21 protein-coding genes are annotated in these 26,117 nt (G+C 64.4%); 15 read left to right on the plus strand and 6 right to left on the minus strand.

The annotated features are described in order from the left end of the window. Positions 1-4: 4 nt before the first annotated feature. Positions 5-517, minus strand: a complete 513-nt coding sequence (locus tag ACQ4WY_RS26825) for a hypothetical protein (RefSeq protein WP_436506706.1) — start codon at positions 515-517, stop codon at positions 5-7. A 192-nt stretch (positions 518-709) separates the two neighbouring features. On the opposite strand from ACQ4WY_RS26825, the gene ACQ4WY_RS26830 reads away from it, so the two are divergent. The 3 genes from ACQ4WY_RS26830 to ACQ4WY_RS26840 all read left to right on the plus strand — a co-directional run bounded on the left by ACQ4WY_RS26830 (position 710) and on the right by ACQ4WY_RS26840 (position 4,738). Then, a complete protein-coding gene (locus ACQ4WY_RS26830; RefSeq protein WP_436506707.1) occupies positions 710-1,222 on the plus strand; it encodes a sigma-70 family RNA polymerase sigma factor in 513 nt (170 codons plus the stop codon). Continuing rightward, entirely contained in the window at positions 1,222-2,196 is a 975-nt protein-coding gene (locus ACQ4WY_RS26835) for a FecR domain-containing protein (protein WP_436506708.1), read from the plus strand. Before ACQ4WY_RS26830 ends, ACQ4WY_RS26835 begins: the two co-directional genes overlap by 1 nt. A gap of 85 nt (positions 2,197-2,281) precedes the next feature. Beyond that, a complete protein-coding gene (locus ACQ4WY_RS26840; RefSeq protein WP_436506709.1) occupies positions 2,282-4,738 on the plus strand; it encodes a TonB-dependent siderophore receptor in 2,457 nt (818 codons plus the stop codon). Positions 4,739-4,742: 4 nt separating this feature from the next. On the opposite strand, the gene ACQ4WY_RS26845 is transcribed toward ACQ4WY_RS26840, so the two are convergent. Further along, on the minus strand, positions 4,743-5,120 hold the full coding sequence (locus tag ACQ4WY_RS26845) for a SirB2 family protein (protein WP_436506710.1): 378 nt from the start codon (positions 5,118-5,120) through the stop codon (positions 4,743-4,745). Between the two features lie 87 nt (positions 5,121-5,207). Beyond that, the gene (locus ACQ4WY_RS26850) at positions 5,208-5,663 is read right to left on the minus strand and encodes a GNAT family N-acetyltransferase (protein ID WP_436506711.1); all 456 of its coding nucleotides are present in this window, start codon (positions 5,661-5,663) and stop codon (positions 5,208-5,210) included. Between the two features lie 282 nt (positions 5,664-5,945). Here ACQ4WY_RS26850 and ACQ4WY_RS26855 point away from each other — a divergent pair, with 282 nt between their 5' ends. Genes ACQ4WY_RS26855 through ACQ4WY_RS26865 form a run of 3 tightly spaced genes read left to right on the plus strand, consistent with a single transcriptional unit; the run spans position 5,946 to position 9,327 of the window. Further along, positions 5,946-7,190: an MFS transporter gene (locus ACQ4WY_RS26855; protein WP_436506776.1), complete on the plus strand. Its 1,245-nt coding sequence runs from the start codon at positions 5,946-5,948 to the stop codon at positions 7,188-7,190. After that, on the plus strand, positions 7,187-8,572 hold the full coding sequence (locus ACQ4WY_RS26860) for a NarK family nitrate/nitrite MFS transporter (protein WP_436506712.1): 1,386 nt from the start codon (positions 7,187-7,189) through the stop codon (positions 8,570-8,572). The genes ACQ4WY_RS26855 and ACQ4WY_RS26860 overlap by 4 nt, the downstream gene beginning before the upstream one ends. Positions 8,573-8,631: 59 nt before the next feature. Beyond that, positions 8,632-9,327 carry a carbonic anhydrase gene (locus ACQ4WY_RS26865; protein ID WP_353661044.1) on the plus strand — a complete coding sequence of 232 codons (696 nt, stop codon included), beginning with the start codon at positions 8,632-8,634 and terminating at the stop codon, positions 9,325-9,327. Here the strand turns inward: ACQ4WY_RS26865 and ACQ4WY_RS26870 are convergent. After that, positions 9,313-9,684: a ribonucleotide reductase subunit alpha gene (locus tag ACQ4WY_RS26870; protein WP_353657442.1), complete on the minus strand. Its 372-nt coding sequence runs from the start codon at positions 9,682-9,684 to the stop codon at positions 9,313-9,315. The two genes, ACQ4WY_RS26865 and ACQ4WY_RS26870, sit on opposite strands and share 15 nt — an antisense overlap. A 231-nt stretch (positions 9,685-9,915) precedes the next feature. Between ACQ4WY_RS26870 and ACQ4WY_RS26875 the strand changes: the two genes are divergently transcribed. The 9 genes from ACQ4WY_RS26875 to ACQ4WY_RS26915 all read left to right on the plus strand — a co-directional run bounded on the left by ACQ4WY_RS26875 (position 9,916) and on the right by ACQ4WY_RS26915 (position 22,470). Next, positions 9,916-13,614, plus strand: coding sequence for a nitrate reductase subunit alpha (locus ACQ4WY_RS26875; RefSeq protein WP_436506713.1), 3,699 nt, complete (start codon positions 9,916-9,918; stop codon positions 13,612-13,614). A gap of 1 nt (position 13,615) precedes the next feature. After that, positions 13,616-15,166, plus strand: a complete 1,551-nt coding sequence (gene narH / locus ACQ4WY_RS26880; protein WP_251348990.1) for a nitrate reductase subunit beta — start codon at positions 13,616-13,618, stop codon at positions 15,164-15,166. 9 nt (positions 15,167-15,175) lie between these two features. Next, a complete protein-coding gene (gene narJ, locus ACQ4WY_RS26885; RefSeq protein ID WP_436506714.1) occupies positions 15,176-15,844 on the plus strand; it encodes a nitrate reductase molybdenum cofactor assembly chaperone in 669 nt (222 codons plus the stop codon). A gap of 34 nt (positions 15,845-15,878) precedes the next feature. Continuing rightward, a complete protein-coding gene (gene narI / locus ACQ4WY_RS26890; RefSeq protein WP_070256335.1) occupies positions 15,879-16,565 on the plus strand; it encodes a respiratory nitrate reductase subunit gamma in 687 nt (228 codons plus the stop codon). A gap of 15 nt (positions 16,566-16,580) precedes the next feature. Then, positions 16,581-17,327, plus strand: coding sequence for a peptidylprolyl isomerase (locus tag ACQ4WY_RS26895; protein WP_436506715.1), 747 nt, complete (start codon positions 16,581-16,583; stop codon positions 17,325-17,327). 102 nt (positions 17,328-17,429) lie between these two features. Next, positions 17,430-18,416, plus strand: a complete 987-nt coding sequence (moaA, locus tag ACQ4WY_RS26900) for a GTP 3',8-cyclase MoaA (protein ID WP_436506716.1) — start codon at positions 17,430-17,432, stop codon at positions 18,414-18,416. A 122-nt stretch (positions 18,417-18,538) separates the two neighbouring features. Then, positions 18,539-20,440 (plus strand): type IV pili methyl-accepting chemotaxis transducer N-terminal domain-containing protein, encoded by a 1,902-nt coding sequence (locus tag ACQ4WY_RS26905; protein WP_353657437.1) that lies wholly within the window; start codon positions 18,539-18,541, stop codon positions 20,438-20,440. A gap of 23 nt (positions 20,441-20,463) precedes the next feature. Next, complete coding sequence (locus ACQ4WY_RS26910; protein ID WP_175445142.1) at positions 20,464-21,126, plus strand: response regulator; 663 nt, start codon at positions 20,464-20,466, stop codon at positions 21,124-21,126. A gap of 135 nt (positions 21,127-21,261) precedes the next feature. Further along, positions 21,262-22,470, plus strand: a complete 1,209-nt coding sequence (locus tag ACQ4WY_RS26915; protein WP_436506717.1) for an NnrS family protein — start codon at positions 21,262-21,264, stop codon at positions 22,468-22,470. A gap of 4 nt (positions 22,471-22,474) precedes the next feature. Here the strand turns inward: ACQ4WY_RS26915 and ACQ4WY_RS26920 are convergent, their stop codons facing one another. Further along, positions 22,475-22,600 carry a hypothetical protein gene (locus tag ACQ4WY_RS26920; protein WP_436506718.1) on the minus strand — a complete coding sequence of 42 codons (126 nt, stop codon included), beginning with the start codon at positions 22,598-22,600 and terminating at the stop codon, positions 22,475-22,477. Positions 22,601-22,654: 54 nt separating this feature from the next. Beyond that, the gene (locus ACQ4WY_RS26925; RefSeq protein WP_436506719.1) at positions 22,655-26,065 is read right to left on the minus strand and encodes a response regulator; all 3,411 of its coding nucleotides are present in this window, start codon (positions 26,063-26,065) and stop codon (positions 22,655-22,657) included. Positions 26,066-26,117: the final 52 nt, after the last annotated feature.

Here is a 26,117-nt window from a genome sequence, read left to right on the forward strand (position 1 = left end):
GTTCTCAGAACGGCCGCTTGCCCACCATCGCTTCGATGCCGCGATAGTAGGTGAGCGGCTGGCGTATCGTCACTCCCATCAATGCCGCCGCCTGGATGATGTCGTTTGTATCGCGCCGGTACACCACCAGCGCATCCATTTCGTCGGAGCCGTTGCCGTCGATCTGGATCAGCTCATAACCGCCTTCGTCCACAGCGCGCTGCGCCAGTTCCGTGTCCAGCCACTCGAAATAGGGCAGCGCGCTACCGCCGCTGTCCTCGAGCATTTCGTACGGGAAGTCGGGGAATTCGTCGAACATGTCCTGTATCTGTTCGTGCAGTTCATCGAGCTTGTCGCTTGATGCCATATGGCAGGCCAGGTGCAAGAGGATCGCCACCGTGTAGGCCTGCGCATCGCTGTCGATCCACTCGTCGCGTGGTGCGGAGGGCGCATCGGTGATGGCGGTGACAGCTTCGGCGAGCTCCTCTCCTTCGAGGTCACCGCAGGTCAGCTTGGTCAGCAGTTCAGATAGCAGCATGTTTGCCTTTCAATGGCGGTGGCATGGCCGGGATGGCCAGCTTGTGCATGATGTTGTAAATACTATCATTGCCGCGCAAGCTGGCGCGTTCTGCAGAACCGAGCACGCGCCCGTCGCCGGTCGCTTGCGCCGCAGTACCGCATAGATATAGAATGCGAATCATTACTATTTGAGAGCCAGGGAGTATGCGACGTGTCGGCTGCCCAATCCGGCGTCCACCAGGAGGTGGGCAGCCTGTATCACGAACACCACCGGTGGCTGCAAGGCTGGCTCAGGCACAAGTTGGGCAACGCGTTTGACGCGGCCGACGTGGCGCACGACACCTTCATGCGCCTGCTCAATCGCGACGAGGCCATCGCCGCGCGCGAGCCGCGCGCCTTTCTGACGACGGTGGCCAAGGGCGTGCTGGGCAATCTGTACCGCCGCCGCGACCTGGAGGCGGCCTACCTGGAAACCCTGGCCAGCCTGCCGGCGCAAAGTGCGCCCGATCCCGAGGCGCAGGCGATTTTGCTCGAAGCCCTGTTCGACATCGACCGCCGCCTCGATGGCCTGGCGCCTGCCGTGCGCCGCGCCTTTCTGTTGTCGCAGCTCGACGGCATGCCGCAGGCGGCCATCGCGCTGGAACTGAATATCTCGCTGGCCACCGTGCAGCGCCACCTGGTCAAAGCCATGCACCAGTGTTTCTTTTTCCCGCCGGCGCCGTGATGGGCGCCCTTACGCCGGAAGCGGCGAGCCTGCAGGCCGTGGAGTGGCTGGTGCGCCTGCAGGCCGGTGACGCCACGCCGGAAGTGGAGCAGGCCTGGCGCGCCTGGCGCGGCAGCGACCCGGAAAACGAGCAAGCCTGGCAGCATGTGGAAGGCTGCATGGCGCGCATGCGTGCCTTGCCCGCGCCTCTGGCGCACGGCACCCTGGCGCGCAAGCCCGCGCATGCGCAGGCCAATGCGGCGCGCCGGCAATCGCTCAAGTTGCTGGCGCTGCTGGCCGTGGGCGGCGGCGCCTGGATGGCGGGCGGTGATGAACAGCTGCGATTCTCGCTGGCCGATTACCGCACCGGCACCGGTGAGCTGCGCCATATCGCGCTGCAGGACGGCACGCGCATCGCCTTGAATACGGCCACCTCCATCGACGTGCGCTATGACGCAGGCCAGCGCCTGGTGACTGTATTGAAGGGCGAGATCATGGTCAGCACGGCGCGCGATCCTGCAGGCAGGCCTTTTATGGTGCGGACGGCGCAGGGCCGCTTGCAACCCGTGGGCACGCGCTTTGCCGTGCGCGCCGGCAGCGAAGTCACGCGCCTGGGCGTGTTCGCGGGTGCCGTCGACATGGTGCCGGAGCAAGCGCCCGATGCGGAGCGCAGGCTGCAGGCGGGCGAACAGGCGACTTTCACGGCGGGCCGCATCGGCTCCGTCGCGTCCCTGCCTGCCGGCGCGGACGCCTGGACGGCCGGCATGCTGGTGGCGCACGACATGCCGCTGGCCGATTTTGTCGGCGAGCTGGCGCGCTACCGCCACGGGCGCCTGGCCTGCGATCCGGCCGTCGCCCATCTGCGCGTGTCGGGTATCTACCCGCTGGCAGACACGACGCAAGTGCTCGACATGCTGACGCGCACCTTGCCCGTCGACGTTCGCCAGAGCACGCGCTTCTGGGTGACCGTGGTGCCGCATCGGAAGCATCCGTAATTATTTTCTGAAAAACTGAGGGGTTTTCGATTTTCGCGTGACATAGCAAGTGAACCCTTCATTCACTTTCAGGAAAACAGTCCGCATGCCCAGCACAACACCTATTTACGCCACTTCCACCGTATGCCGCCGCAGCGTGGCGGCGCTGGCCGTCAGCCAGGCCCTGTGGCTGCTCGCCGCCAGCGGCGCCTCGGCTGCCGCACCCCTTGCCCAGGCCGCCAATGCGGCGCGCATCGAACTGGCGATACCCGCCGGCACCCTGGAACAGGTGCTGGTGCGCTTCGGCCAGGAGACGGGCACCATGATTTCCTACCAGGCTGCCAGCTTGGCGGGCAAGCGCAGCGCCGGACTGACGGGCAGCTACAGAGTGCCTGCAGCGCTGGGCGCCATTCTCGCCGGCTCGGGCTTGCGCGCCGTGCCGCAAGCGAATGGCGGTTATGTGCTCGATGTGGCACCGGCCGATGGCGGCCAGACCATGCCCGAGATGAAGGTCAGCGCCAGCGCCGAGGCGAACGGCGCGACGGAAGGCAGCGGCTCGTACACGACGCAGAGCATGCGTTCGGCCACGCGCCTGGGCCTGTCCGTGCGCGAGACGCCGCAAGCCGTCAGCGTGGTCACGCGCCAGCAGATGGATGACCAGAACCTGCAAACGGTGGAAGACGTGCTGCAAAATGCGGCCGGCGTGGCCATCAACCGCTACGACAGCGACCGTACCTCGTTCTTCGCGCGCGGTTTTTCCATCGCCAGCTACCAGTACGACGGCATACCCACCACGGTCGACAATGCGTTCAGCGTGGGTGACAGCACCTTGGACATGACGGCCTACGACAGGGTCGAGATCGTGCGCGGCGCCACGGGTCTGCTCACTGGCGCCGGCGAACCGTCGGCCACCATCAACCTGGTGCGCAAGCGCGCGTCATCGAGGCAACTGGCCGGGAGCGCCGCCCTGAGCCTGGGATCATGGAACAATGCGCGCGCCAGCGCTGACGTCTCCACGCCGCTCGGCAGCGACGGCAAGGTGCGTGGCCGCTTCGTGGCCAGTTACCAGGACAGCGAATCGTATGTGAACCTGTATCACGGCAAGAAGGCCATGGCCTACGCCACCGTGGAAGCGGACCTGGCGCCCGGCAGCGTGCTGATCGCCGGCTATGAATACCAGGATAACCGTCCGCGCGGCGGCATGTATGGCGGTTTGCCGCTGTGGTATGCGGATGGCGAACGGGCCACCTTGTCCCGCTCCGCCACCACGGCGACCACCTGGAGCCGCTGGTTCAGCACCAGCCAGACGGCCTTCCTGCGCCTGGAGCAGGAGCTGGGCAAGGGCTGGAACCTGACGGCCATGCTGAATCACGGCTGGGGCAATTACTCGGCGGCCGAGCTTTTCGCCAATACCTGGCCGGACAAGGCCACGGGGCAGGGCGTGACGGGCTACTCCGGGTTTTACTCGGGCACGCGGCGCCAGGACAGCGTCGACGCCTATGTGCAGGGGCCGGTGCAACTGCTGGGGCGCACGCACGACCTGGCGTTCGGCGTCTCGGGCAGCAACCAGTTCTCCAGCAATCCGGGCCTGGCCGGCGGCAGCGTCGACTACGGCAATTTCCATCAATGGCAGGGCGTGACGCCGGAGCCGGACTGGAACGACCCGAATTTCTCGCGCTGGAAGCTGCTCGACACGGTGCAGCAGCGCGGCGTCTACGGCACGGCGCGTTTTTCGCTGGCCGATCCCTTGAAACTGATCGTCGGCGCGCGCTACAGCCGCTACAAGGCGGACCACGTCGATGAATGGGGCGGCAGTTACGCCTATGCCAAGCATGCCGTGACTCCCTACGCGGGGCTGGTATGGGATATCGATGCGCAGCATGCGCTGTACACCAGCTACAGCAAAATCTTCAAGCCGCAGGGCTACCAGGACCGGTTCGGCCGCTACCTCGATCCCGTACAGGGCAAGAATCTGGAAGCGGGCGTGAAGGGCGAGTATTTCGGCGGCAAACTCAATGCCGCGCTGGCCGTGTTCCGCATCGCGCAGGATGGCCTGGCGCAGGAAGACACGGGCCATGTTGTCGGCAACTCGCTGACGCAGGCGTATTTCGCGGCAGCCGGCACCACCAGCAAGGGCGTGGAACTGGACGTCTCGGGCGAGCTGGCGCAGGGCTGGAACGTATCGGCCAGCGTGTCGCACGCGGCGGCTGAAGACAACGCGGGCGCGCGCTTGAACAGCTATGTGCCGCAAACCCTGGCGCGTGTGTTTTCCACCTGGCAGCTGCACGGCGACTGGCGCGCCATGTCGCTGGGCGGCGGCGTGAACTGGCAGAGCGGCGCCTACCGCGACGCCACGGGGCCGAACGGTGTCGAGCGCGTGGAGCAGGGCGGCTACGCCGTGGCCAGCCTGATGGCGAAGTACGCGCTGTCACGCCAGCTGTCCCTGCAGGCGAACATCAACAACCTGTTCGACAAGCGGTACTACAGCCAGCTTGGCATGTACAACCAGGCGTACTGGGGCGCGCCGCGCAACGCCAGCGTCACCCTGCGCTACCTCTTCTGATGCATCAGAGTGGCCAGGCCTGTTTGGTGATGGCCACGGCGACAATGTAGGCGTATGCCAGCATGGCGCCCGCGAAGGCGGCGCCGCGCACGGCTGGCGTCTTGCCACGTTTGAGCGCGATGGTGCCCAGCACGATGTAGGCCACCAGCGCGCACAGCTTGGCGGCCAGCCAGGGCTGACTGCCCGGCGACTGGCCGCTCCACACGGCCAGGGTGATGGCGCTGGCCAGCAGGGCCGTGTCGACCAGGTGCGGCAGGATTTTTACCCAGCGCTGCTGCAAGGCGGGCGAGGCGCGCAGCATCCAGGCGCCGCGCAAGAGGAAAAGAAAGCCGCTGGCGGCGGCGCAGCCCATGTGGAAATGCTTGAGGCTCAGATAATCCATGCGTGATGTGGTGGGTGTTGATTGACAGTGGCGCCAGCATAGCCGTCTTTGACGCGCCGCGCCATACGTCGTCGGGAGGACGCGCAATCAGCGGCACCATTTCACGTACACCAGCTCCGGATCTCCCTCGTCGAGATGGTCGATCTGGCCGCTGCGCACGAAGCCCGCGCTGGCGAACAGCCGTTGCGCGGCCAGGTTGGACTGGTTCGTCGAGGTGAACAGTTTCGCTGTCTGGCACGCGGCTTCGGCGGCCGCCAGCAGGCGCAGTCCCACGCCGCGCCGCTGCTGCGCGGGCGAGACCACCACCAGCGAGACAAAACCGTAGCCAAAGAAGTCGTCGTGCGTGAGGACATAGCCGGCCACCTGGCCGGCGCGTATGGCGACCTGGCAGTGCCCCTTGCCGACGGCGGCGCGCACGGCCTCGCCCCGGCTGGCGTGCGCCTGCGCGTACGCATCGCAGGCCAGCATGGCGTCCACATCGCCAGCCTGGGCCACGCGGGTGATGACCGCGTCTGTTTCGTGCCTGTCGTGTTTGTTCTGCATGCCGCTCCTTTTCTCCAGGCGCCGAGTGTGCCAAAAATACCTGCGTTTGTAAAACACCCGCCATCCAGGCTAGGCCCACACCCCTCCATCTAGTCACTTTTGCCGATACGGCTATCCAGATTGCCTTTCCAGAATCACCCTGTGGCCGATAGTGCCTTTCCCCTCTGCCACGTAAGCTGGTCGGGACGGCTGGCCAGACGGCCAGTGCATTCATGGAGAAACATCGTGGCTACCCTAGATGGCACTAAGAACAACAGTAGTAACAAGGCAGTCGAACCCGGCATGCGGCGCAAGCAGTTTTCCGTGTTGGTCAGCAGTACCTTCGCGTTTACCATCTGCTTTGCAGTCTGGATGATGTTTGCCGTACTGGGCATCCCCATCAAGACCAGCCTGGGCTTGACGGAAACGCAATTTGGCCTGCTGGCCGCCATGCCCGTGCTGACGGGCTCCCTCGTGCGCGTGCCCCTGGGCATCTGGACGGACAAATACGGCGGACGCCGCGTCTTCTTTTGGCTGATGCTGGCCAGCGTCGTGCCGATCTACCTGATCTCCTACGCCACCGCCTATTGGCATTTCCTCGCGCTGGGCATGTTCGTGGGCCTGGCGGGCGGTTCGTTTTCCGTCGGCACGCCATACGTGGCGCGCTGGTATGAAAAGGAGCGCCGCGGCCTGGCGATGGGCATCTTCGGCGCCGGCAACTCCGGTTCCGCGCTGACCAAGTTCGTCGCGCCCGGTATCGTCGCCGCCTTCGGCTGGCAAATGCTGCCCAAGGTGTATGCGGTGGCCATGCTGGCCACGGCCATCATCTTCTGGCTGTTTTCGTACACGGACAAATCGCACCTGGCGCCATCGGGCGAGAGCTTTTCGGCGCAAATGAAGGTGCTGAAAGATCCGCGCGTGTGGCGCTACTGCCAGTACTACTCGGTGGTGTTCGGCGGCTACGTGGCGCTGGCGCTGTGGATGACGAAGTACTACGTGGCCGAATACGGTTTTGATCTGAAGCACGCGGCGCTGCTGGCCGCCTGCTTCTCGCTGCCGGGCGGCGTGCTGCGCGCGTTTGGCGGCTGGATATCCGACAAATATGGTGCGGCGAAAGTCACCTGGGCCGTCATGTGGGTGTGCTGGGTGTGCTTCTTCCTGCTGTCGTATCCGCAAACGCAGATGGTGGTGGAAACCGTCACGGGACCGCTCGCCTTCCACATAGGCCTGTCGCCGCTGTGGTTCACCGTGCTGCTGTTCATCGTCGGCATCGCCATGGCCGTGGGCAAGGCGTCCGTCTTCAAGTTCATCGGCGATGATTTTTCCGACAATATCGGCGCCGTCTCGGGCGTGGTAGGCCTGGCCGGCGGCTTGGGCGGCTTCATCCTGCCCGTGATGTTCGGCGCCCTGGTGGACTTCACCGGCGTGCGTTCGAGCTCCTTCATGCTCTTGTACGGCACCGTTTGCGTTTCCCTCGTCTGGATGTATTTCTCGTTCAAGCCGCTGCGTGCGGCGACTATCCCTCAACCTGCAGGAGTAAAAGCATGAGCCGCTACATGATCAATACCTGGGAGCCGGAAACCCCGAGCTTCTGGCAAAACACGGGCAAGGCCACGGCCGCGCGCAATCTGTGGATCTCGATTCCCGCGCTGCTGCTGGCGTTCGCCGTGTGGATGGTGTGGAGCGTGGTGGTGGTCAACCTGCCCAACATCGGCTTCACCTACAGCAATAACCAGCTGTTCTGGCTGACGGCCTTGCCGGGCCTGTCCGGCGCCACCTTGCGCATCTTTTATTCATTCATGGTGCCGATCTTCGGCGGCCGGCGCTGGACGGCCATTTCCACGGGTTCCCTGCTGATCCCCGCCATCGGCATCGGCCTGGCCGTGCAGGATGTGAACACGGGCTATCCGACCATGCTGATCCTGGCCCTGCTGTGCGGCTTCGGCGGCGGCAATTTCGCCTCGTCGATGGCCAACATCAGCTTTTTCTATCCGAAGGCGAGCAAGGGTTTCGCGCTGGGCATGAATGCGGGCCTGGGCAACCTGGGCGTGTCGGTGGTGCAGTTCGTCGTGCCGCTGGTGATCACCTTCGCCGTCTTCGGCGCCTGGGGCGGCGATTCGCTCACCTGGGTCAAGAATGGCGTGAGCAAGGACATGTGGCTGCAAAACGCGGGCTTCATCTGGGTGCCGTTCATCGCGCTGTCCACATTGCTGGCCTGGTTCGGCATGAATGACCTGGCTTCGGCGAGGGCCTCGTTTTCCGAGCAGGCCGTGATCTTCAAGCGCAAGCACAACTGGCTCATGTGCTGGCTGTACACGGGCACCTTCGGCTCTTTCATCGGTTATTCGGCCGCCTTTCCGCTGTTGATCAAGATCCAGTTCCCTGACGTGAACCCGCTCGATTACGCCTTCCTCGGCCCCCTGGTCGGTGCGCTGGCGCGCGTGGCCGGCGGCGTGATTTCCGATAAATTGGGCGGCGCCCGCGTCACCCTGTGGTCCTTCCTGCTGATGATAGGAGCCGTGCTGGGCGTGCTGTACTTCATGCCGCAAGCCGGCGTGGGGGGAAGTTTCAATGGCTTCTTCTGGATGTTCATGCTGCTGTTTGCCGGCACGGGCATCGGCAATGCGTCGACCTTCCGCATGATCCCCGTGATCTTTTTGACGGAGCACCAGCGCGCTGCCGCCGGCAAGGGCAAGGCGGTGCAGGAGCAAGCCATCGTCGACGCCAACAAGGAAGGCGCGGCCGTCCTGGGCTTCACCTCGGCCGTGGCCGCCTACGGCGCCTTCTTCATCCCGAAAAGCTATGGCACCTCGATTTCGCTGACGGGCAGTCCCGACGCGGCCCTGTGGTGCTTCATCGGCTTTTATGTCAGCTGCATCGCGATCACCTGGTGGTGCTATGCCCGCAAGAACGCACCGATGCCTTGCTAAAGATGGAACGCCTGGCAAGTCTTGCTTGCCGGGCGCTGTATAAAGTATTCGAGGTAGTCATGGAAGAACTGGAAAAATTCGTCAACGGCTTCAGCCTGTTTCAGCAGCAGTATTTCAGCGAGCCGCAAACCTTGTACGACAGCTTGCGCGACGGACAGCGGCCCTCGACCTTGCTGATCGGCTGCTGCGATTCGCGGGTCGACCCCATGCTGCTGACGGGCAGCGACCCGGGCGACATGTTCGTCGTGCGCAATATCGCCAACCTGGTGCCGCCGTGCACGCCCGACGCGCCGCCCGGCGTCAGTTCGGCCATCGAGTTCGCCGTCTGCAAGCTGGAAGTGGCCAGGGTCATCGTGCTCGGCCATGCGCGTTGCGGCGGCATCCGCGCGCTGCTGGAACCGCAGCCGCGCGCGGAGGGCCAGGAAACGGACTTCGTGGGACAGTGGATGCGCATCGCCGAACCGGTGGCGCAGCGCGTGCGGCGCGAGCTGGCGCATCGCTCGTCGGAAGAGCAGCACCACGCGTGCGAACTGGCCAGCATCCTGCAGTCGCTGGACAACCTGCTCACCTACCCATGGCTGAAGCGACGGGTGGAGCAGGGGGTGTTGAAATTGCACGGATGGTATTTCGATATCGACAGCGGGGCGCTGATGGCGTATTCGGCGCGCCAGCAGCAGTTTTTACCCCTCGTCTGCCCGATAGAAAGGGCGCGCCACCTGCACGAGCGCCCTTGGCCGGATTCAGCTAAAACGTAATAAATCCCCGCTGCGGTCAAACGCCAGCAGGCTGTCGATGCGACCTTGCTCGATGGCCGTCACCATGGCGCGCAGGGGCGCCTCGCATTCCTGCGCCGCAGGTGGTTGGCCATCGTGGCCCGCCAGTCCCGCCACGAAGACCACGTCCCAGTGCGTCTGCATCTGTTTCGACTCCTCCTTCAATGTCTCGAAGCTGTCCAGTTCCTCGGGCAGCTTGTCGGCGCACATCACGGGCGTGAGGGACTTGCCCTGGCCGCCAGGCTGGGCCTGCGCCTGGGTAAAGGTGAACAGCAGGCGTTGCGGCTGCTCCTGGTTGCGGGCACTGCGCAGCAGGCTGGCGTAATCGGTAATCGACATGGTGCTCTTTCTCTGGGTTGAACGATGACGACAGGTATACCGTAGCGCCGCCTTGCCGCCCATAGGCAATAGTGACTACCCGTCTATGCATTCCTGGTGCCGGAAACCGACTTCTTGCCAATACCGCCGGGCACGGTGCATCGATAGACTGTTTGTATCGACGCTTGAGCCATCCTGCTCGCAGCGTTTTTATGACCTGGCGCCGCTCCTGCGGCGCAATGTGGAGGTAGCATGAGTCACTTTCTGGACCGTCTTAAATTTTTTAGCAAGCCCGCCGAGCCGTTCTCGAACGGCCATGGCACCGTGGTCGATGAAGACCGCACCTGGGAAAACGCCTACCGCCAGCGCTGGCAGCACGACAAGATCGTGCGCTCCACGCATGGCGTGAACTGTACCGGCTCGTGCAGCTGGAAGGTGTATGTCAAGAATGGCCTGATCACCTGGGAAACCCAGCAAACTGATTATCCGCGCACGCGTCCCGACCTGCCGAACCACGAGCCGCGCGGCTGCCCGCGCGGCGCCAGCTATTCCTGGTACGTGTATTCGGCGCAGCGCGTGAAATACCCGATGGTGCGCGGCCGCCTGATGGAAATGTGGCGCGAAGCGCGCAAGACCATGGACCCCGTCACGGCCTGGGACTGGATCAGCCAGGATCCCGTGCGCTCGCAGCAGTACAAATCCATCCGCGGCCTGGGCGGCTTCGTGCGCGCCACGTGGGACGAATCGAATGAAATCATCGCCGCCGCGAATGCGCTGACGATCAAGAAATACGGCCCGGACCGTGTTGTCGGCTTTTCGCCGATTCCCGCCATGTCCATGGTCAGCTATGCCTCCGGCACGCGCTACCTGTCCCTGATCGGCGGCGTGGCCCTGAGTTTTTATGACTGGTACTGCGACTTGCCGCCGGCCAGCCCGCAAGTGTGGGGCGAACAGACGGACGTGCCGGAATCGGCCGACTGGTACAACTCGACCTATTTGATGGTGTGGGGTTCGAACGTGCCGATGACGCGCACGCCGGATGCCCACTTCTACACGGAAGTGCGTTACAAGGGCACGAAAACCGTGGCCATCTCGCCCGATTACGGCGAAATGGTGAAGTTCGGCGACATCTGGCTGGCCCCGAAGCAGGGCACGGATGCCGCGCTGGCGCTGGCCATGGGCCACGTCATCCTCAAGGAATTCCACTCGGAAGGGCAGAGCGCCTATTTCCGCGACTATGCGCGCCAGTACACGGACTTCCCCATGCTGGTCCTGCTCAAGGAGCATAACGGCACCCTGGTGCCCGATTACTTCCTGCGCGCTTCGCATCTGGACAACAACCTCGACGAAACCAACAACCCGGAATGGAAAACCCTCGTCATCGATGAAACCACGGGCGCCATCACGGCGCCGGCCGGGTCCATCGGCTTCCGCTGGGGCGAATCGGGCAAGTGGAACCTGGAGCAAAAAGCGGGTGGCAGCGGCGAACCTATCGTGCCGATGCTGTCCATGATCAACGACAGCGACGCCGTCACGGAAGTGGGTTTTGCCTACTTCGGCGGCAAGGATGCGTCCGACATGCTGCTGCGCAAGGTGCCGGTGAAAACCATCCGCCTGGCCGACGGCACGACGGGCCTCGTCACCACCGTGTTCGACCTGACCCTGGCCAACTACGGTATTGACCGTGGCCTGGGCGGCGAAAACGTGGCCGAGAGCTATGACGACGACGTACCCTACACCCCGGCTTGGCAAGAAAAGCACACGGGCGTGAAACGTGCCGACGTCATCACTGTGGCGCGCCAGTTCGCGGAAAACGCGGACCAGACGCGCGGCAAGAGCATGGTCATCGTGGGCGCCGGCCTGAATCACTGGTACCACATGGACATGACATACCGCGGCATCATCAACATGCTGATGATGTGCGGCTGTATCGGCCAGTCGGGCGGCGGCTGGGCCCATTACGTGGGCCAGGAAAAACTGCGTCCGCAAACGGGCTGGACGCCTTTGGCCTTCGCCCAGGACTGGGTACGCCCGATGCGCCAGATGAACGGTACCTCGTTCTTCTATGCCCACACGAGCCAGTGGCGCCATGAAAAGCTGGAAACGGGTGACATCGCCTCGCCATCGGCGGCCGGCGGCACGGGTGACTTGACCCTGCTTGACTACAACGCCAAGGCTGAACGCATGGGCTGGCTGCCATCGGCGCCGCAGCTGCAAACCAATCCGCTGGAAGTGGCCAAGGCCGCCAAGGCGGCAGGGCAGGCGCCGGCCGCGTATGCGCTCGACCAGATCAAGGCGGGCCAGCTGCAGTTCTCCTGCGACGACCCGGACAACCCGGCCAACTTCCCGCGCAATATGTTTGTCTGGCGTTCGAACATCCTGGGCAGCTCGGGCAAGGGCCATGAGTACTTCCTGAAATACCTGCTTGGCACGCAGAATGGCCTGCTCAGCGATGAAGACGACTGCATCACGCCGAAACAGGTGAAAGTGCGTCCTGCCGCCGAAGGCAAGCTCGATCTGCTGGTGGTGCTGGACTTCCGCATGTCGACTACGTGCCTGTATGGCGACGTGGTGCTGCCGACGGCCACCTGGTACGAAAAAGATGACTTGAACACGTCGGACATGCATCCGTTCATCCACCCGCTGTCGGAAGCCGTGCAGCCCTTGTGGCAATCGAGGTCGGACTGGGAAATCTACAAGGGCATCGCCGAGAAGTTCTCGGAAATCGGCGGCGAACTGCTGGGTACCCAGCAAGACATCATCCTCACGCCGCTGATGCACGATACGCCTGGTGAGTTGGGCCAGCCTTTCGATCCCAAGGATTGGCGCGCAGGCGAATGCGACGCCATTCCCGGCAAGACCATGCCGAACATGACGGTGGTCGAGCGCAATTACCGCGACGTCTACAAGAAATTCACGTCGATCGGCCCGCTGCTGGAAACCATCGGCAACGGCGGCAAGGGTATTTCCTGGAAAACGGACCATGAAGTCGAGGTACTGCGCGGCATCAACCGCACGGTGCTCGAAGAGGGCGTTTCCAAAGGCCAGCCGCGCCTCGATACGGCCATCGATGCGGCGGAGATGATCCTGTCGCTGGCGCCGGAAACGAATGGCCACGTGGCCGTGAAAGCCTGGGCCGCGCTGTCCGCCATCACGGGACGCGAGCATACGCACCTGGCGCTGCCGCGCGAGCATGACAGCATCCGCTTCCGCGACGTGCAGGCGCAGCCGCGCAAGATCATTTCCTCGCCCACCTGGTCAGGCCTGGAAAGCGAAGAAGTCAGCTACACGGCCGGCTACACCAACGTGCATGAACTGATCCCATGGCGCACCCTGACGGGCCGCCAGCAGTTTTACCAGGATCATTTGTGGATGCGCGATTTTGGCGAAGGGCTGTGCGTGTACAAGCCGGCGATTAACACGAAGACGACGGAAGCGCTGCTGGGCACCAAGCCGAACGGCAACAAGGAGCTGGCGCTGAACTTTTTGACACCGCACCAGAAGTGGGGCATCCACTCCACGTATTCGGACAATTTGCGCATGTTGACCCTGTCGCGCGGCGGGCCGCACGTGTGGCTGTCGGAAACCGATGCGAAGACGGCAGGCATCGTCGACAACGACTGGATCGAGGTCTTCAACGTGAACGGCAGCCTGACGGCGCGCGCCATCGTCAGCCAGCGCATCCCGGCCGGCATGACGATGATGTACCACGCCCAGGAAAAAATCATCAACGTGCCTGGCGCGGAGATGACGGGCAAGCGGGGCGGCATCCATAACTCGGTGACGCGCGCCGTGCCCAAGCCGACGCACATGATCGGCGGCTACGCCCAGCTGGCCTACGGTTTCAATTACTACGGCACGGTGGGCTCCAACCGCGATGAATTCGTATTGGTGCGCAAGATGAACAAGGTTGACTGGCTCGAAGGCCCGTTGCAGGAAGAAGGAGCATAGTATGAAAATCAGAGCGCAAATCGGCATGGTGCTGAACCTGGACAAGTGCATCGGCTGCCACACCTGTTCCGTCACCTGCAAAAACGTGTGGACCAGCCGCGACGGCGTCGAGTACGCATGGTTCAACAACGTGGAAACCAAGCCAGGCATCGGCTATCCGAAGCAGTGGGAAAACCAGGACAAGTGGAATGGCGGCTGGCGCCGCACGGACGCGGGCAAGATCGAGCCGCGCCAGGGCAGCCGTCTGAAAATCCTGGCGAACATCTTCGCCAACCCGAACCTGCCGGCCATCGACGAGTACTACGAACCGTTCACCTACGACTACGAGCACCTGCAAAGCGCGCCGTTGTCGCAGACGCCGCCGACGGCCCGTCCGATCTCCGTGCTGACGGGGAAAAAGATGGAGAAAATCGAATGGGGTCCGAACTGGGAAGATGACCTGGGCGGCGAGTTTGCCCAGCGCAGCAAGGATAAGCTGTTCGACAACATGCAGAAGGAGATGTACGGCACGTTCGAAAACACCTTCATGATGTATTTGCCGCGCTTGTGCGAGCATTGCCTCAATCCGACGTGCGTGGCGTCTTGCCCGTCCGGCTCCGTGTACAAGCGCGAAGACGACGGCATCGTGCTGATCGACCAGGACAAGTGTCGCGGCTGGCGCATGTGCATCTCCGGTTGCCCGTACAAGAAGATTTACTACAATTGGTCGTCCGGCAAGGCGGAGAAGTGCACCTTCTGCTTCCCCCGCATCGAAGCGGGCCAGCCTACCGTGTGCTCGGAAACGTGCGTCGGCCGCATCCGCTACCTGGGCGTGCTGCTGTACGACGCCGACAAGATCGAGGCTGCCGCCTCCGTGCCGCAAGAGCAGGACCTGTATCAGGCGCAGCTCGATCTGTTCCTCGACCCGCACGACCCGGCCATCATCGCCGAGGCGCGCCGCCAGGGCATCCCCGACCTTTGGCTGGAAGCGGCCGTCAAGTCGCCCGTCTACAAGATGGCCGTCGAGTGGAAAGTGGCGTTCCCGCTGCATCCGGAATACCGCACCTTGCCGATGGTGTGGTACGTGCCGCCCCTGTCGCCGATCCAGGCGGCAGCCGAATCGGGCAAGCTGGGCGTGAACGGCATGCTGCCCGACACGCAAAGCCTGCGCATTCCCGTGCAGTACCTGGCCAATTTGCTGACGGCCGGCGACCAGCCGCCCATCGTCTCGGCGCTGGACCGCATGCTGGCCATGCGTGCCTACATGCGCAGCAAGACCGTCGAGAAGGTGGAAAACCTCACGGTGCTCAAGCAAGTGGGCTTGACCAAGGCGCAGGTGGAGGACATGTACCACATCATGGCCATCGCCAATTACGAAGACCGTTTCGTCATTCCCAGCAGCCACAAGGAAATGGCCGAGGACAGCTTCAACGAGAAGGGTTCGTGCGGTTTCAGCTTCGGCAACGGCTGCTCGGACGGCACCAGCGAACCGACCTTGTTCGGCAAGAAAAAACACGGTTCGGCCATCTTCATGCAGATGCCGAAGTCGCGCAAAACGGCGCCTGGCGCCTAAGGAACTGATATGACCAACTCGATGAACCATTATCACATTCTCTCGCGCCTGCTGCTGTATCCGGAGCCCGAGCTGATCGCGCACCTGCCGCAGCTCGATGCCGCGCTGGCAGCCATGCCGGAGCAGCACGCCTTGATGTACCCCTTGCTGCGGCCCTTGCTGGCGCATCTGGAAAGCAGCAGTCTGATCGACCTGCAGCAGCAGTACGTGGCCACCTTCGACCGCAATCCGTCGCACTCGCTGCACCTGTTCGAGCATATCCACGGCGAATCGCGCGACCGGGGCCAGGCCATGGTCGACCTGATGGAGGAATACAAGCGCCACGGCCTGCAGATGGTGGGCGACGACTTACCCGACTTCGTGCCCCTGTTCCTGGAATTTCTGGCGCAGCTCGACGAGACGGCTTCGGCGCCGCTGCTGGGCGACGCCGTCCACGTGCTGGCGCACATCGGCCGCAAGCTGACGGTCAACGGCAGCCCGTACGCGCCCGTCTTCACGCTGCTCGAACGCCTGAGCCCCGTGACGGCAGAAATGCTGGCCGAACCGCCCGTGCGCGACATGGATGAAGCGCTGGAAACCTTCGGTCCCGGTGCGGACGGCGTCGAGCCGTTGCTACGCCAAGCCCCAGGCGGCGTCCATCCCGTGCATTTTCACCCGCAGCCGCGGCGCGCCGCTTAATTGGCCGCCTGCGCCCGCATGAGGAGAGTACATCATGAGTAATTATTTGCATCAATTTGTGTATGGCATTTATCCATACATCGCGCTGGCCATCTTTTTCCTGGGTAGCCTGATCCGCTTCGACCGCGAGCAATACACGTGGAAGTCCGATTCCAGCCAGCTGCTGCACCGCGGCAGCCTGCGCCTGGGCAATATTCTGTTCCACATCGGCATCATCGGCCTGCTGTTCGGCCATGCGGCCGGCTTGCTGACCCCTGTCTGGGTGTGGGATACCCTGGGCGTGTCGCATAGCCTGAAGCAGGGCGTGGCCATGGCGGCCGGCGGCGTGATGGGCGGCCTGTGCCTGGTCGGCATCCTGATCCTGCTGGCGCGCCGCTTCGGCAATGAACGGTTGCGCGCCGTCACCACGGCCGGCGACAAGCTGGTGATGGTGTGGATTTTGCTGACATTGCTGCTGGGCCTGTCGTCGATCTTCGTCTCCGCTTCGCACATGGATGGCCACATGATGGTCTTGCTGATGAACTGGGCGCAGCACATCGTGACCTTCCGCGGCGACGCTGCCAGCTTCATCGTCGATGCGCCGCTGGTGTTCAAGCTGCATTTGTTCATGGGCATGTCGCTGTTCGTCATCTTCCCGTTCACCCGCCTGGTGCACGTGTGGAGCGGCTTTGGCGCCATCGGCTATCTGGGCCGCGCTTATCAGTTAGTTCGTCGCCGTTAAGAAAGGAGCTACGTCATGGGAATCTCCGTCAATGGCATCGATATCGACGATGCCGACATCGCGCAGGAATTGCCGCATCACGACCGCGCCGGCAATCCCTTGAAACAGGCCGTGCATGAACTGGTGCTGCGCCGGCTGCTGCAGGACGAGGCCGAACGCCTTGGCGTGCAGGGCGACAGTGTGGACGACCGCATCGAGGCGCTGTTTGCGCAGGAAGTGCGCGTGCCGCCCGCCGACGATGCGGCTTGCCGCACCTTTTATGCGCAGCGCCCGCAATTGTTCCGCAGCGGGGCGCTGGTCGAGGCGCGCCACATCCTGTTCCAGGTGACGCCGGAAGCGCCCCTGGAGCTGCTGCGCACGACGGCGCAAGCCGTGCTCGACGCCCTTAAACTGGCGCCCGAACGCTTCGGCGAACTGGCGGCGCAGTATTCGAACTGCCCGTCGGGCGCCCTGGGGGGAAGCCTGGGCCAGCTGTCGCCGGGCCAGAGCGTGCCGGAGTTCGACGCGCTGCTGTTCCGCCTGGAAGAGGGCGCGCTGGCCGGTCATTTGCTGGAAACGCGCTTCGGCTACCACATCGTGCAGGTGCTGCGCCGCGTCGAAGGCCAGGCCATTGCCTACGAAGCGGTGCAGGCGCAGATCGCCGACCGCCTGTCGCGCGCCGCGTGGCAGCGGGCCGTGCACCAGTATCTGCACTTGCTGGTGGGGCGCGCCGACATCGCCGGCATCGAGCTTGAAGGCACAGCCAGTCCGTTGGTTCAGTAGGCTGAAATGCGTAGTCCGGAAGGCGTAGGCCGCTAGGCCTTCTGGGGCACAGCCAGATCGTGTCCCAGCCTTTACAATTTAGGAAGAAACAGGAGTAGCGTCATGGGTAGCGTCAAGTTGCAGGACCGTTTTGGCCGTTCGATCGATTATGTGCGGCTGTCCGTTACCGACCGCTGCGATTTGCGCTGCAGTTATTGCATGCCCAAGGGCTTTCGCGGCTTCGAAGAGCCGAAGGACTGGCTGACGTTCGACGAGATCGAGCGCCTGCTGGGTATTTTTGTTCGCCTCGGCACGCGCCGCGTGCGCCTGACGGGCGGCGAGCCGCTGTTGCGGCGCAAGCTGCCCGAGCTGGCGCAGAAACTGTCCGCGCTGCCCGGCTTGCAGGATCTGTCGCTGTCGACGAACGCCACCCAATTGGGCAAGCATGCCGTGGCTCTGCGCGCGGCGGGCGTGGACCGCATCAACGTCAGCCTGGACTCGCTGGACCGCGCCTGCATGCAGCAGATCACGGGGCGCGACAGCCTGCAGCCTATTTTAGATGGCCTGATGGCGGGCAAGGCGGCCGGTTTCGACCCCATCAAGATCAATATGGTGGCCATGCGCGGCGTCAATGACGGCCAGATCGAGGCCATGGCCGCGTTTTGCATCGAGCAGCAGTTTATCCTGCGCCTGATCGAAGCCATGCCCATGGGCAGTACGGGCCGCAATGCCCGCTACATGCCGCTGGGCCCCGTGCGCGAACGCCTGGCGACCCGCTTTGGCCTGGTGCCGCAGGCGCAGGAACTGGGCGGCGGGCCGGCGCGCTATATGGCGACACCGGATGGACGGTCGAGCATCGGCTTCATCACGCCCATGTCGCAGCATTTCTGCGCCAGTTGCAACCGCGTGCGCCTGTCCGTCGATGGTACTCTGTATCTGTGCCTGGGCCAGGAAGAAAAATTCGCCTTTGGCCCCATGCTGCGCGGCGGTGCCACGGATGCGGAGATCGAAGCGGCGATCCGCGCCGCCATCGAACTCAAGCCGCAGCAGCACGATTTCAATACGCAGCCGGACAAGATTATCCGTTTTATGGCCCAAACCGGAGGCTGAACTGCGGCGTGACTGCCGGGGTCAGACCCGCCGGGTCTGACCCGAGATCTTGGCCTGTAGGTGAAATGATTTCGCTGACTTGAAGGCATTGGAGCCATAAACAGGCATTTACTAGGGACAGTATGAAATTCAAGGCGATGTTTTCCTCCTGGCAGAAGCTGTCGACCAAGATCGTCGGCGCGCTGCTGCTCATGCTGGTGCTGGCCTTGAGTGCCATCGGCTGCACCCTGTTTTTGTCGTGGCAGCTCGAAGGCAGTTCGGCCGCCATCAACGAGACGGGCCGGCTGCGCATGCAGACCTACCGCCTGACCCTGCTGCTTGCCAGCGACGCCGGCGAGCAGGCGCGCCAGCAAGTGCTGCTGATCGACGAGACCCTGGCCAAGATCGGCCACGGCGACCCGCAGCGCCCTTTGTTCCTGCCCCCCAGCACCGCCATCAAGTCCGAATTCGAGCGCATCGGCACTGCCTGGCGCGGCGCCTTGCGTCCGGCTGCCCTGGCCGCCGATTCCACCGTGCGCGCGCGCCAGTTCGAGCATGATGCCGATACCTTCGTCGGCCAGGTGGACCAGCTGGTGCGCCTGATCGAGCACGATAGCGAACAGCGCACCTTCTGGCTGCGCGCCTCGCAGCTGATCCTGGTCGGCATGGCCGTCATCGGCACGGTCAGCATGATTTACCTGATGTTCATGCTGATCATCGAACCCGTCACGCGGCTGCGTCTGGGCATGCAACGCATGAAGGAGCGCGATTTCAGCGTGCGCCTGGCAGTGGAAAGCAATGACGAATTCGGCCAGCTGGCCAGTGGCTTCAACCAGATGGCCGACCGCCTGCAGGCGCTGTACGGCAATCTGGAAGAGGGCGTGCGCAGCAAGACGGCCACCCTGGAATACCGCAACCGCGAACTGGCGCTGCTGTACGAAAGCGCCGCCTTCCTGCAGCGCCCGCAGCCCCTGGAAGACATCTGCGGCGGCTTCATGCAGCGCATCGTCGACTATTTCGAGGCCGACGGCTCCACCGTGCGCGTGCTCGACGCCGAGCGGGGCAACCTGCACATGGTGGTGCACCACGGCCTGTCCGAAGAACTGGTGGCGTCCGAGCATTGCCTGAAGGTGGGCGACTGCCTGTGCGGCACGGCCGTCGAGATGAAGGTGGCGAAGGTGCACGACATGCGCCGCATCGACAAGGCGCATGAGCTGCGCTGCCACCGCGAGGGCTTTGCCACCGTCTCCGTCTTTCATATCCACGCGCATGAACAGCACCTGGGCTTCTTCAACCTGCATTTCCGCCATGCGCGCGTATTTTCCGCGCGCGAGCTGGCCTTGCTGGAAACCCTGGGCCAGCTGCTGGGCATCGCCCTGGAAAACCTGCGCCTGGCCGCGCGCGAGCGCGAAATGGCCATTTCCGAAGAGCGCAACCTGGTGGCGCAAGGCCTGCACGACAGCATCGCGCAAAGCCTCAATTTCCTCAACCTGCAAGTGCAGATGCTCGACGACTCCGTGCGCAACGCCCGTTTCGACGAGGTGGCGGGCATCGTGCCGGCCCTGCATGCGGGCGTGAAGGAAAGCTACGAGGACGTGCGCGAATTGCTGGCCAACTTCCGCAGCCGCCTGATGGAAGATGACCTGATCGGCTCCCTGCGCGCGGCGGTGGACAAATTCCGCCGCCAGACGGGCATTGACGCCGAGCTGCTGGCCGACGTCGACGGCGCGCCATTCCCCCGCGAGCAGCAATTGCAGTTACTATTCATCGTGCAGGAAGCGCTGTCGAACATTCGCAAGCACGCCCAGGCCAGCCACGTCGAGGTGCGCCTCGCCGATCACCAGGACTTTACCTTGACGATCAGCGACAATGGCGTCGGCTTCGAGGCTTGCGCCGTGCTGGAAAAGGGCGACAGTCATGTCGGCATCCATATCATGCGCGAGCGCGCCCAGCGCATCGAAGCCACGTTCGACGTGCACGCCTGTCCCGGCGGCGGCACCACCGTCGAACTGCATCTGTCGCGCGAGCAGCGCCGCGCCGCCTAAGTAACCACCTGAAAGTACAAAAAATGGAGATTCCCGATAAACCGATCACCGTCATGCTGGTGGACGACCACGCGCTGTTCCGCAGCGGCATACGCTCGCTGCTGCAGCGGCACACGGACTTTTCCGTCGTGGGCGAGGCGGCCGATGGCGTGGAAGGTATCAAGCGCGCCATCCAGCTGCAGCCCGACGTGGTGCTGCTGGACCTGAACATGGCCGGCATGTCCGGTGTGGAAGCGTTGCAGCTGATGCAGCACGACTGTCCCGACACGGCCATCGTCATGCTGACCGTGTCCGAAGACGCGGAGGACCTGGCGACGGCCCTGCGCGCGGGCGCCTGCGGTTATCTGATCAAGAATATCGACGCCGATTACCTGGTGCGCGCCATCCGCCGCGCGGCCGCCGGCGAAGTCGTCATCGCCGAAGCGATGACGGGCAAGCTGGTGGCGCAGCTGCAGGCGGGCACGCGGCGCGAGGAACCTGTGTCGGAACTCGACAAGCTCACACCGCGCGAAAAGGAAATCATCGACTGCCTGTCGCGCGGCGAGAGCAACAAGGGCATCGCCCGCACCCTCGACCTGGCCGAAAGCACGGTCAAGATCCACGTGCAGAACGTGCTGAAAAAACTCAACCTCACCAGCCGCGTGCAGGCGGCCGTGTATGCGGTCGAGCACCGCCAGGGCAAGTAGCCCGGTAAATGGGGTCTGGCCCGCCGGGTCGGACCCCATGCCCACTTCTATCTATTTTGCTAGTTCTTTTTGCCGATAGCCGTCTTTGTGCTTTTAAAGTAGTATATTGAATATATCTTTAAAGGCGAATCCATCATGGCCATCACTCCGATCAGCGAACCATCTCCTTCTGCTGCCGCCCCTGGCGCGGCGCCCTGGCATGCTGGCCACGCCGTCTGGCAACTGGGTTTCCGCCCGTTCTACCTGCTGGCGGCCGTGTTTGCGGCCATCAGCATTCCCCTGTGGCTGGCCAGCTATGCCGGCTTGCTGGCGGGCGGCCTGCACGTGGGGCTGGGCTGGCATATGCATGAAATGGTGTTCGGCTTCGCGCTGGCTGTCGTCGTGGGCTTCTTGTACACGGCGGGGCGCAACTGGACGGGCTTGCCCACGCCGCACGGCGCCCAACTGATGGCGCTGGTGGCGCTGTGGCTGGCGGGGCGCGTGGCCATGCTGTGCGGCCCAGGACTCCTGGCGGCGCTGGTCGACTGGTTGTTCCTGCCGCTGGCCGCCTGGCCCCTGTACCTGGTGCTGCGCCGCTCGGGCAATACCCGCAACCTGTTCCTGGTTGGCTTGCTGGCCCTGCTGGCGCTGGCCAATGGCCTGTTCCACGCGGCCGTGCTGGGCTGGCTGCCGCTGTCGCTGTTTGTACCCGTGCAGGCGGCCATCTTCATCATCGTGCTGATCGAATCGGTGATCGGCGCGCGCGTGATCCCCATGTTTACCCGCAATGGCGCGCATGGCAGCACGCCCGTGGCCAGCCCGAAGCGCGCGCTGGTGGCTGTGGCCTGCATGGCGGCGGCCATCGCGTGGCTGGCCGGCGCGCCAGCCTGGCTGACGGCGCCGCTGGCTTTCTGCGCTGCCGGCGTCTCGCTGGCCAATCTGCTGGCCTGGCAGCCGCAGCGCACGGTGCGCGTGCCGCTGCTGTGGATCTTGCACCTGTCGTATGCGTGGATAGGCATCGGCTTTGCACTGCTGGCGCTGGCCAGCCTAGGTCTGCTGCCGGCCAGCGCCGCGTTTCACGCGCTGACGGTGGGGTCGATGGCGGGACTGATCATCGGCATGATGACGCGCACCACCCTGGGCCACACGGGCCGCCCACTGAAGGGCGGGCAGGCGGAAGCGGCGATGTACTGGCTGATCCAGCTGGGCGCGCTGGCACGCCTGCTGGCTGCCATCGGTCCCGCAGCGCTGGCCATGCCGCTGCTGCTGGCAGCGGGCGCGTGCTGGTCGCTGGCCTTTGGCCTGTATGCGTGCGTGTATGCGCCATACCTGTGGCGCGCCAGGGTGGACGGCCGCGAAGGCTAAGCTGTCAGAAAGGACGCCAGGCCAGCAGTTTTTTGATTTCCGGCGTCCAGTAAGACAGCGATTCGCCCACGACGAATAGCAGCAGCCCCAGCATCAAGGCTCTCAGCAGTAAATCCCTGCACCAGATCATGGCGTCTCCCAAATTTTCATATTGGCAAGTTTATCATTGGCATGCGCGGCCATGTTAAGTTTCTGACATGGCCGCCTGGCCGGGCGGCGGCGTCTGTGCCGTGAAGGCAGCGACGGCATCGATGGCGTGCGCCAGCGCCTGTTCCAGTGTGTCGAGCGCGGCGGCCGCATCGTCGCCGGTGTGCAGCAGCTGTTCGGCATGCTGGGCCGCATGCAGGGTGGCGGGCAGGGCCAGGCTGCCGGCCACGCCGGCCAGCTTGTGCGCCAGCGCGGCGGCGTCGCCGCGCGCATTGGCTGCCAGCAGTGCGCGCATGGTGCCGACCGTGTTGCTGTAGGTGTTTCCAAAGCGCGACAGGTTTTGGCGGTAGGGCACTTCATCGAGCCACTGAGCCATCCCTTGCGCCAGGTCGATCGCGGGCGCCGCACTGCTCGGCGGCACGGGCATCGTTCCTTCCGCCATGGCCGGCAGCCCTTGCGCATGACGCCGGTGCACGCGCGCGATCAGGGCGATGGTTCGCGGCACGTCGAACGGTTTGCTGATGAAATGGTTCACGCCCGCTGCCAGTGCCGCCGTGCGCTGTGTCTGGAAGGCGCCGGCCGTCAGCGCCACCACGGGCAAGTCCTGAAACTGCGGCAACTGGCGCAGCGCGCGCGTCGCCTCCAAGCCATCCATGACGGGCATTTGGACATCCATCAGCACGAGGTCGACGTCGGCGGGGTGGGCCAGCAGCCAGTCCAGCGCTTGCTGGCCATCGCAGGCGAACGAGGGCACGGCCCCCTGGTCGCACAGGATATGCCTGACTACGTCGCGGTTGATCTCGCTGTCGTCGACCACCAGCACGCGCACGCCGGCCAGCTGGCGTTCTTCCAGCGGAACACGGCTGGCATCCAGGCCGGCGGCCCTGGCGCGCTGCTGGCGCGCCTCCATCGTCGCGTTGTACAGGCTGGACGCGGTCACCGGTTCGTTGAGGATGGCATCGGCGGCATTGGCCGGGTCGGTGCGTCGCCGCGTTGCTGCTGTCGCTTGCGCGCCGCTGGCCGCCAGGATGATGACGGGGCAGTCCTGCGGCGGCAGGTGCTCGCGCAGCGCGCGCGCCGTGGCTACACCATCCAGGTCCGGCATGCGCGCGGCCAGCACCACGACGCCGGGCCGCGCGCCCTCGGCGCAGGCCAGCGCATAATCGCGTGCCGCCTGGCCGCCGGATACGGCATGCACGTTCCAGCCCAGGCCGCGCGCCACGGCGCCCACCGCCTCGCGCGTATCGGCGTTGCCATCGGCTAGCAAGACATGCAGGCCCTGCATGTCGGGCGAGGACAGGACGCCGGCGGGCATCAGTTGCAGCGGCACCGTGAAACTGAATGCGCTGCCCTGGCCCAGGCCGCTTTTCAGCTGCAGGGTGCCGCCCATCAGGCGGACCAGCTGGCGGCAGATGGTCAGGCCCAGGCCCGTGCCGCCGAAGCGGCGCGTGGTGGAGCTGTCAGCCTGGGCGAAGGCGGAAAAGATCGTTTCCTGCGCCGCGGTGGCGATGCCGATGCCCGTGTCGCGTACGCAAAAGCGCAGCACCACGGCGTCGCCGTCGCGGCTTTCCAGCGTGGTCAGCAGCTCGACCGTGCCCTGCGGCGTGAACTTGATGGCATTGCTGCCCAGGTTGACCAGCACCTGTTCCAGCCGCAGTGCGTCGCCCAGCATGTGGTCGATGCCATCGGGCAGCGGCCCGATCCGCACAGCGATGGGCTTGTCGTGCGCGGCAACACCCATGCTGGCGGCAATCTTCTCGATCACCTCGGCCAGGCGGAACGGCGCCTGTTCGATGGTCATGTGGCCCGCCTCGATTTTCGAGACGTCCAGCACGTCGTTGATGATGCCCAGCAGGGACTGGCCGGCCGCGCGAATCCTGCGCGTCATCAGCAGTCCTTCTTCATCCAGGCGCCCCCGTTCCAGCAGCCAGGCCATGCCGAGGATGGCGTTGAGCGGCGAGCGGATTTCATGGCTCATGTTGGCGAGGAATTCCGCCTTGCTGCGGTTGGCCGCTTCGGCGCCATCGCGCGCCAGCAGCATGGCGGCCTCGGCCTGCTTTTGCGCGGAAATATCCTGGGCAAAGATCAAGGTGGCCGGTCCATCCTTGAGCATCACGCGCGTGCTGGTCTTGAGGGTGGGCACGGGCCGGCCCTGCTTGTCCAGGCCGACGGCTTCAAACATCTGTTCGCTGGCCGAATCGGCCTCGATCAGCGCTTCGATGCTTGCCAGCGCGACTTGCGAGGCGGGCGTGAGCATGGCGCGCCAGGGCAGGCCGCTCAGGTCATCCTCGGCGGCATAGCCATGCAGGTGGCGGTAGCGCGGATTGGAATACACGAAGCGACCGTGGCGCAGGATGGCGATCGCCACGGGCGCATCTTCGATCAAGGTGCGAAAGCGCGTTTCGCTGTCGGACATGGCTTGCATGGCCTGGCGCTCCCTTTCCTGTTCCACCTGCCAGGCGGCATGCTGCCGGCGCCGCCGCTGGCTCCAGAACAGCAGGCTGGCTGCGGCCAGCGTCAGCATGGCAAAGCAGGCGATGTAGCCCAGCGCCTGCTGCCGCAGCGGCGCGGCGATGGCCGCCTCTTCGCGGCTCAGGCCGATGATCAGGGCGCGGTCCATGTGCAGCGCGGCGGGGGCAATCGTCTCCATGGCCATGACGCGGGGAGCGCTGGAGGCGCCGGCACCGGCAATCTCGACGCCGCTCAGCACGCCCGCGTGATAGCCGCTGTCGCGGAAGCGTCGCAGGAAGCTGCCGGGCAGGTCCACATTGCCGCCATTGGCGCTCCTGGCCGGATAGTTCAGGAATTGCCGGCCGTCGCCATGCACGACCACGGCCCAGACATCGGTGGCATACATGGCGGTGCGGAACTTGGCCGTGAAGTATTCGGGGTCGAAGGTGGCCACCACGACGCCGGCAAAGCGGCCTTGCCGGTCCTGCACCATGCGCGACGCCGTGATGACCAGGTCCCGCTTGAAGGACAGGAAAGGCGCCGAGATGTACAGCATGCGCGCATCCGGGGCGTCGCGCGCCGTCTGGAAGTAGCTGCGGCGCGAAAAATCCTGCTCCGACAGTTCCGGGATGCTGGTGGCGACCGCCTTGCCGCTGGCATCGATGACCAGCATGGTGCGCACGCCGGGCATGGCGTCGACCAGCGCGGCCAGGCGCCGGGGCAGGGCGAGTCCGGCGTCGGGCGCGGCGCCGGCGGCGAGATAGTCGCGGATCACGCCGTCGAGCACCAGGTTGCTTGCCGCCAGGTCGACTTCGATATTTTTTGCCAGCAGCGCCGTCAGCACGCTGAGCCGTTCACGCTCGGCCGCATCGTGCCGCGACGCTTCTGCCAGGTGCGCGTAGGCAAGGGCGGCAGCCACGATCAGCAGCCCGAGGAGCAAAAACAGCCATTCGATCAATCGCCTGCGCACTGCCGCCGCATCTGTGTGGTAAGTCATGAGGCGATGCTATACCCGATAGGCACGGAGAACAACCGCTGTGCGCAACTAT

This window comes from Janthinobacterium salmonicoloratum, assembly GCF_051380845.1.
Classification (GTDB): Bacteria; Pseudomonadota; Gammaproteobacteria; order Burkholderiales; family Burkholderiaceae_D; genus Janthinobacterium; species Janthinobacterium lividum_F.

Coding starts and splice junctions, on each gene's coding strand:
- narH (WP_251348990.1), top strand. CDS start 13,616: ATGAAAATCAGAGCGCAAATCGGCATGGTGCTGAACCTGGACAAGTGC.
- ACQ4WY_RS26845 (WP_436506710.1), bottom strand. CDS start 5,120: ATGGATTATCTGAGCCTCAAGCATTTCCACATGGGCTGCGCCGCCGCC.
- ACQ4WY_RS26840 (WP_436506709.1), top strand. CDS start 2,282: ATGCCCAGCACAACACCTATTTACGCCACTTCCACCGTATGCCGCCGC.
- ACQ4WY_RS26835 (WP_436506708.1), top strand. CDS start 1,222: ATGGGCGCCCTTACGCCGGAAGCGGCGAGCCTGCAGGCCGTGGAGTGG.
- ACQ4WY_RS26925 (WP_436506719.1), bottom strand. CDS start 26,065: ATGACTTACCACACAGATGCGGCGGCAGTGCGCAGGCGATTGATCGAA.
- ACQ4WY_RS26865 (WP_353661044.1), top strand. CDS start 8,632: ATGGAAGAACTGGAAAAATTCGTCAACGGCTTCAGCCTGTTTCAGCAG.
- ACQ4WY_RS26850 (WP_436506711.1), bottom strand. CDS start 5,663: ATGCAGAACAAACACGACAGGCACGAAACAGACGCGGTCATCACCCGC.
- ACQ4WY_RS26915 (WP_436506717.1), top strand. CDS start 21,262: ATGGCCATCACTCCGATCAGCGAACCATCTCCTTCTGCTGCCGCCCCT.
- ACQ4WY_RS26825 (WP_436506706.1), bottom strand. CDS start 517: ATGCTGCTATCTGAACTGCTGACCAAGCTGACCTGCGGTGACCTCGAA.
- narJ (WP_436506714.1), top strand. CDS start 15,176: ATGACCAACTCGATGAACCATTATCACATTCTCTCGCGCCTGCTGCTG.
- ACQ4WY_RS26910 (WP_175445142.1), top strand. CDS start 20,464: ATGGAGATTCCCGATAAACCGATCACCGTCATGCTGGTGGACGACCAC.
- ACQ4WY_RS26860 (WP_436506712.1), top strand. CDS start 7,187: ATGAGCCGCTACATGATCAATACCTGGGAGCCGGAAACCCCGAGCTTC.
- ACQ4WY_RS26920 (WP_436506718.1), bottom strand. CDS start 22,600: ATGATCTGGTGCAGGGATTTACTGCTGAGAGCCTTGATGCTGGGGCTG.
- ACQ4WY_RS26905 (WP_353657437.1), top strand. CDS start 18,539: ATGAAATTCAAGGCGATGTTTTCCTCCTGGCAGAAGCTGTCGACCAAG.
- moaA (WP_436506716.1), top strand. CDS start 17,430: ATGGGTAGCGTCAAGTTGCAGGACCGTTTTGGCCGTTCGATCGATTAT.
- ACQ4WY_RS26895 (WP_436506715.1), top strand. CDS start 16,581: ATGGGAATCTCCGTCAATGGCATCGATATCGACGATGCCGACATCGCG.
- ACQ4WY_RS26875 (WP_436506713.1), top strand. CDS start 9,916: ATGAGTCACTTTCTGGACCGTCTTAAATTTTTTAGCAAGCCCGCCGAG.
- ACQ4WY_RS26870 (WP_353657442.1), bottom strand. CDS start 9,684: ATGTCGATTACCGATTACGCCAGCCTGCTGCGCAGTGCCCGCAACCAG.
- ACQ4WY_RS26855 (WP_436506776.1), top strand. CDS start 5,946: ATGCGGCGCAAGCAGTTTTCCGTGTTGGTCAGCAGTACCTTCGCGTTT.
- narI (WP_070256335.1), top strand. CDS start 15,879: ATGAGTAATTATTTGCATCAATTTGTGTATGGCATTTATCCATACATC.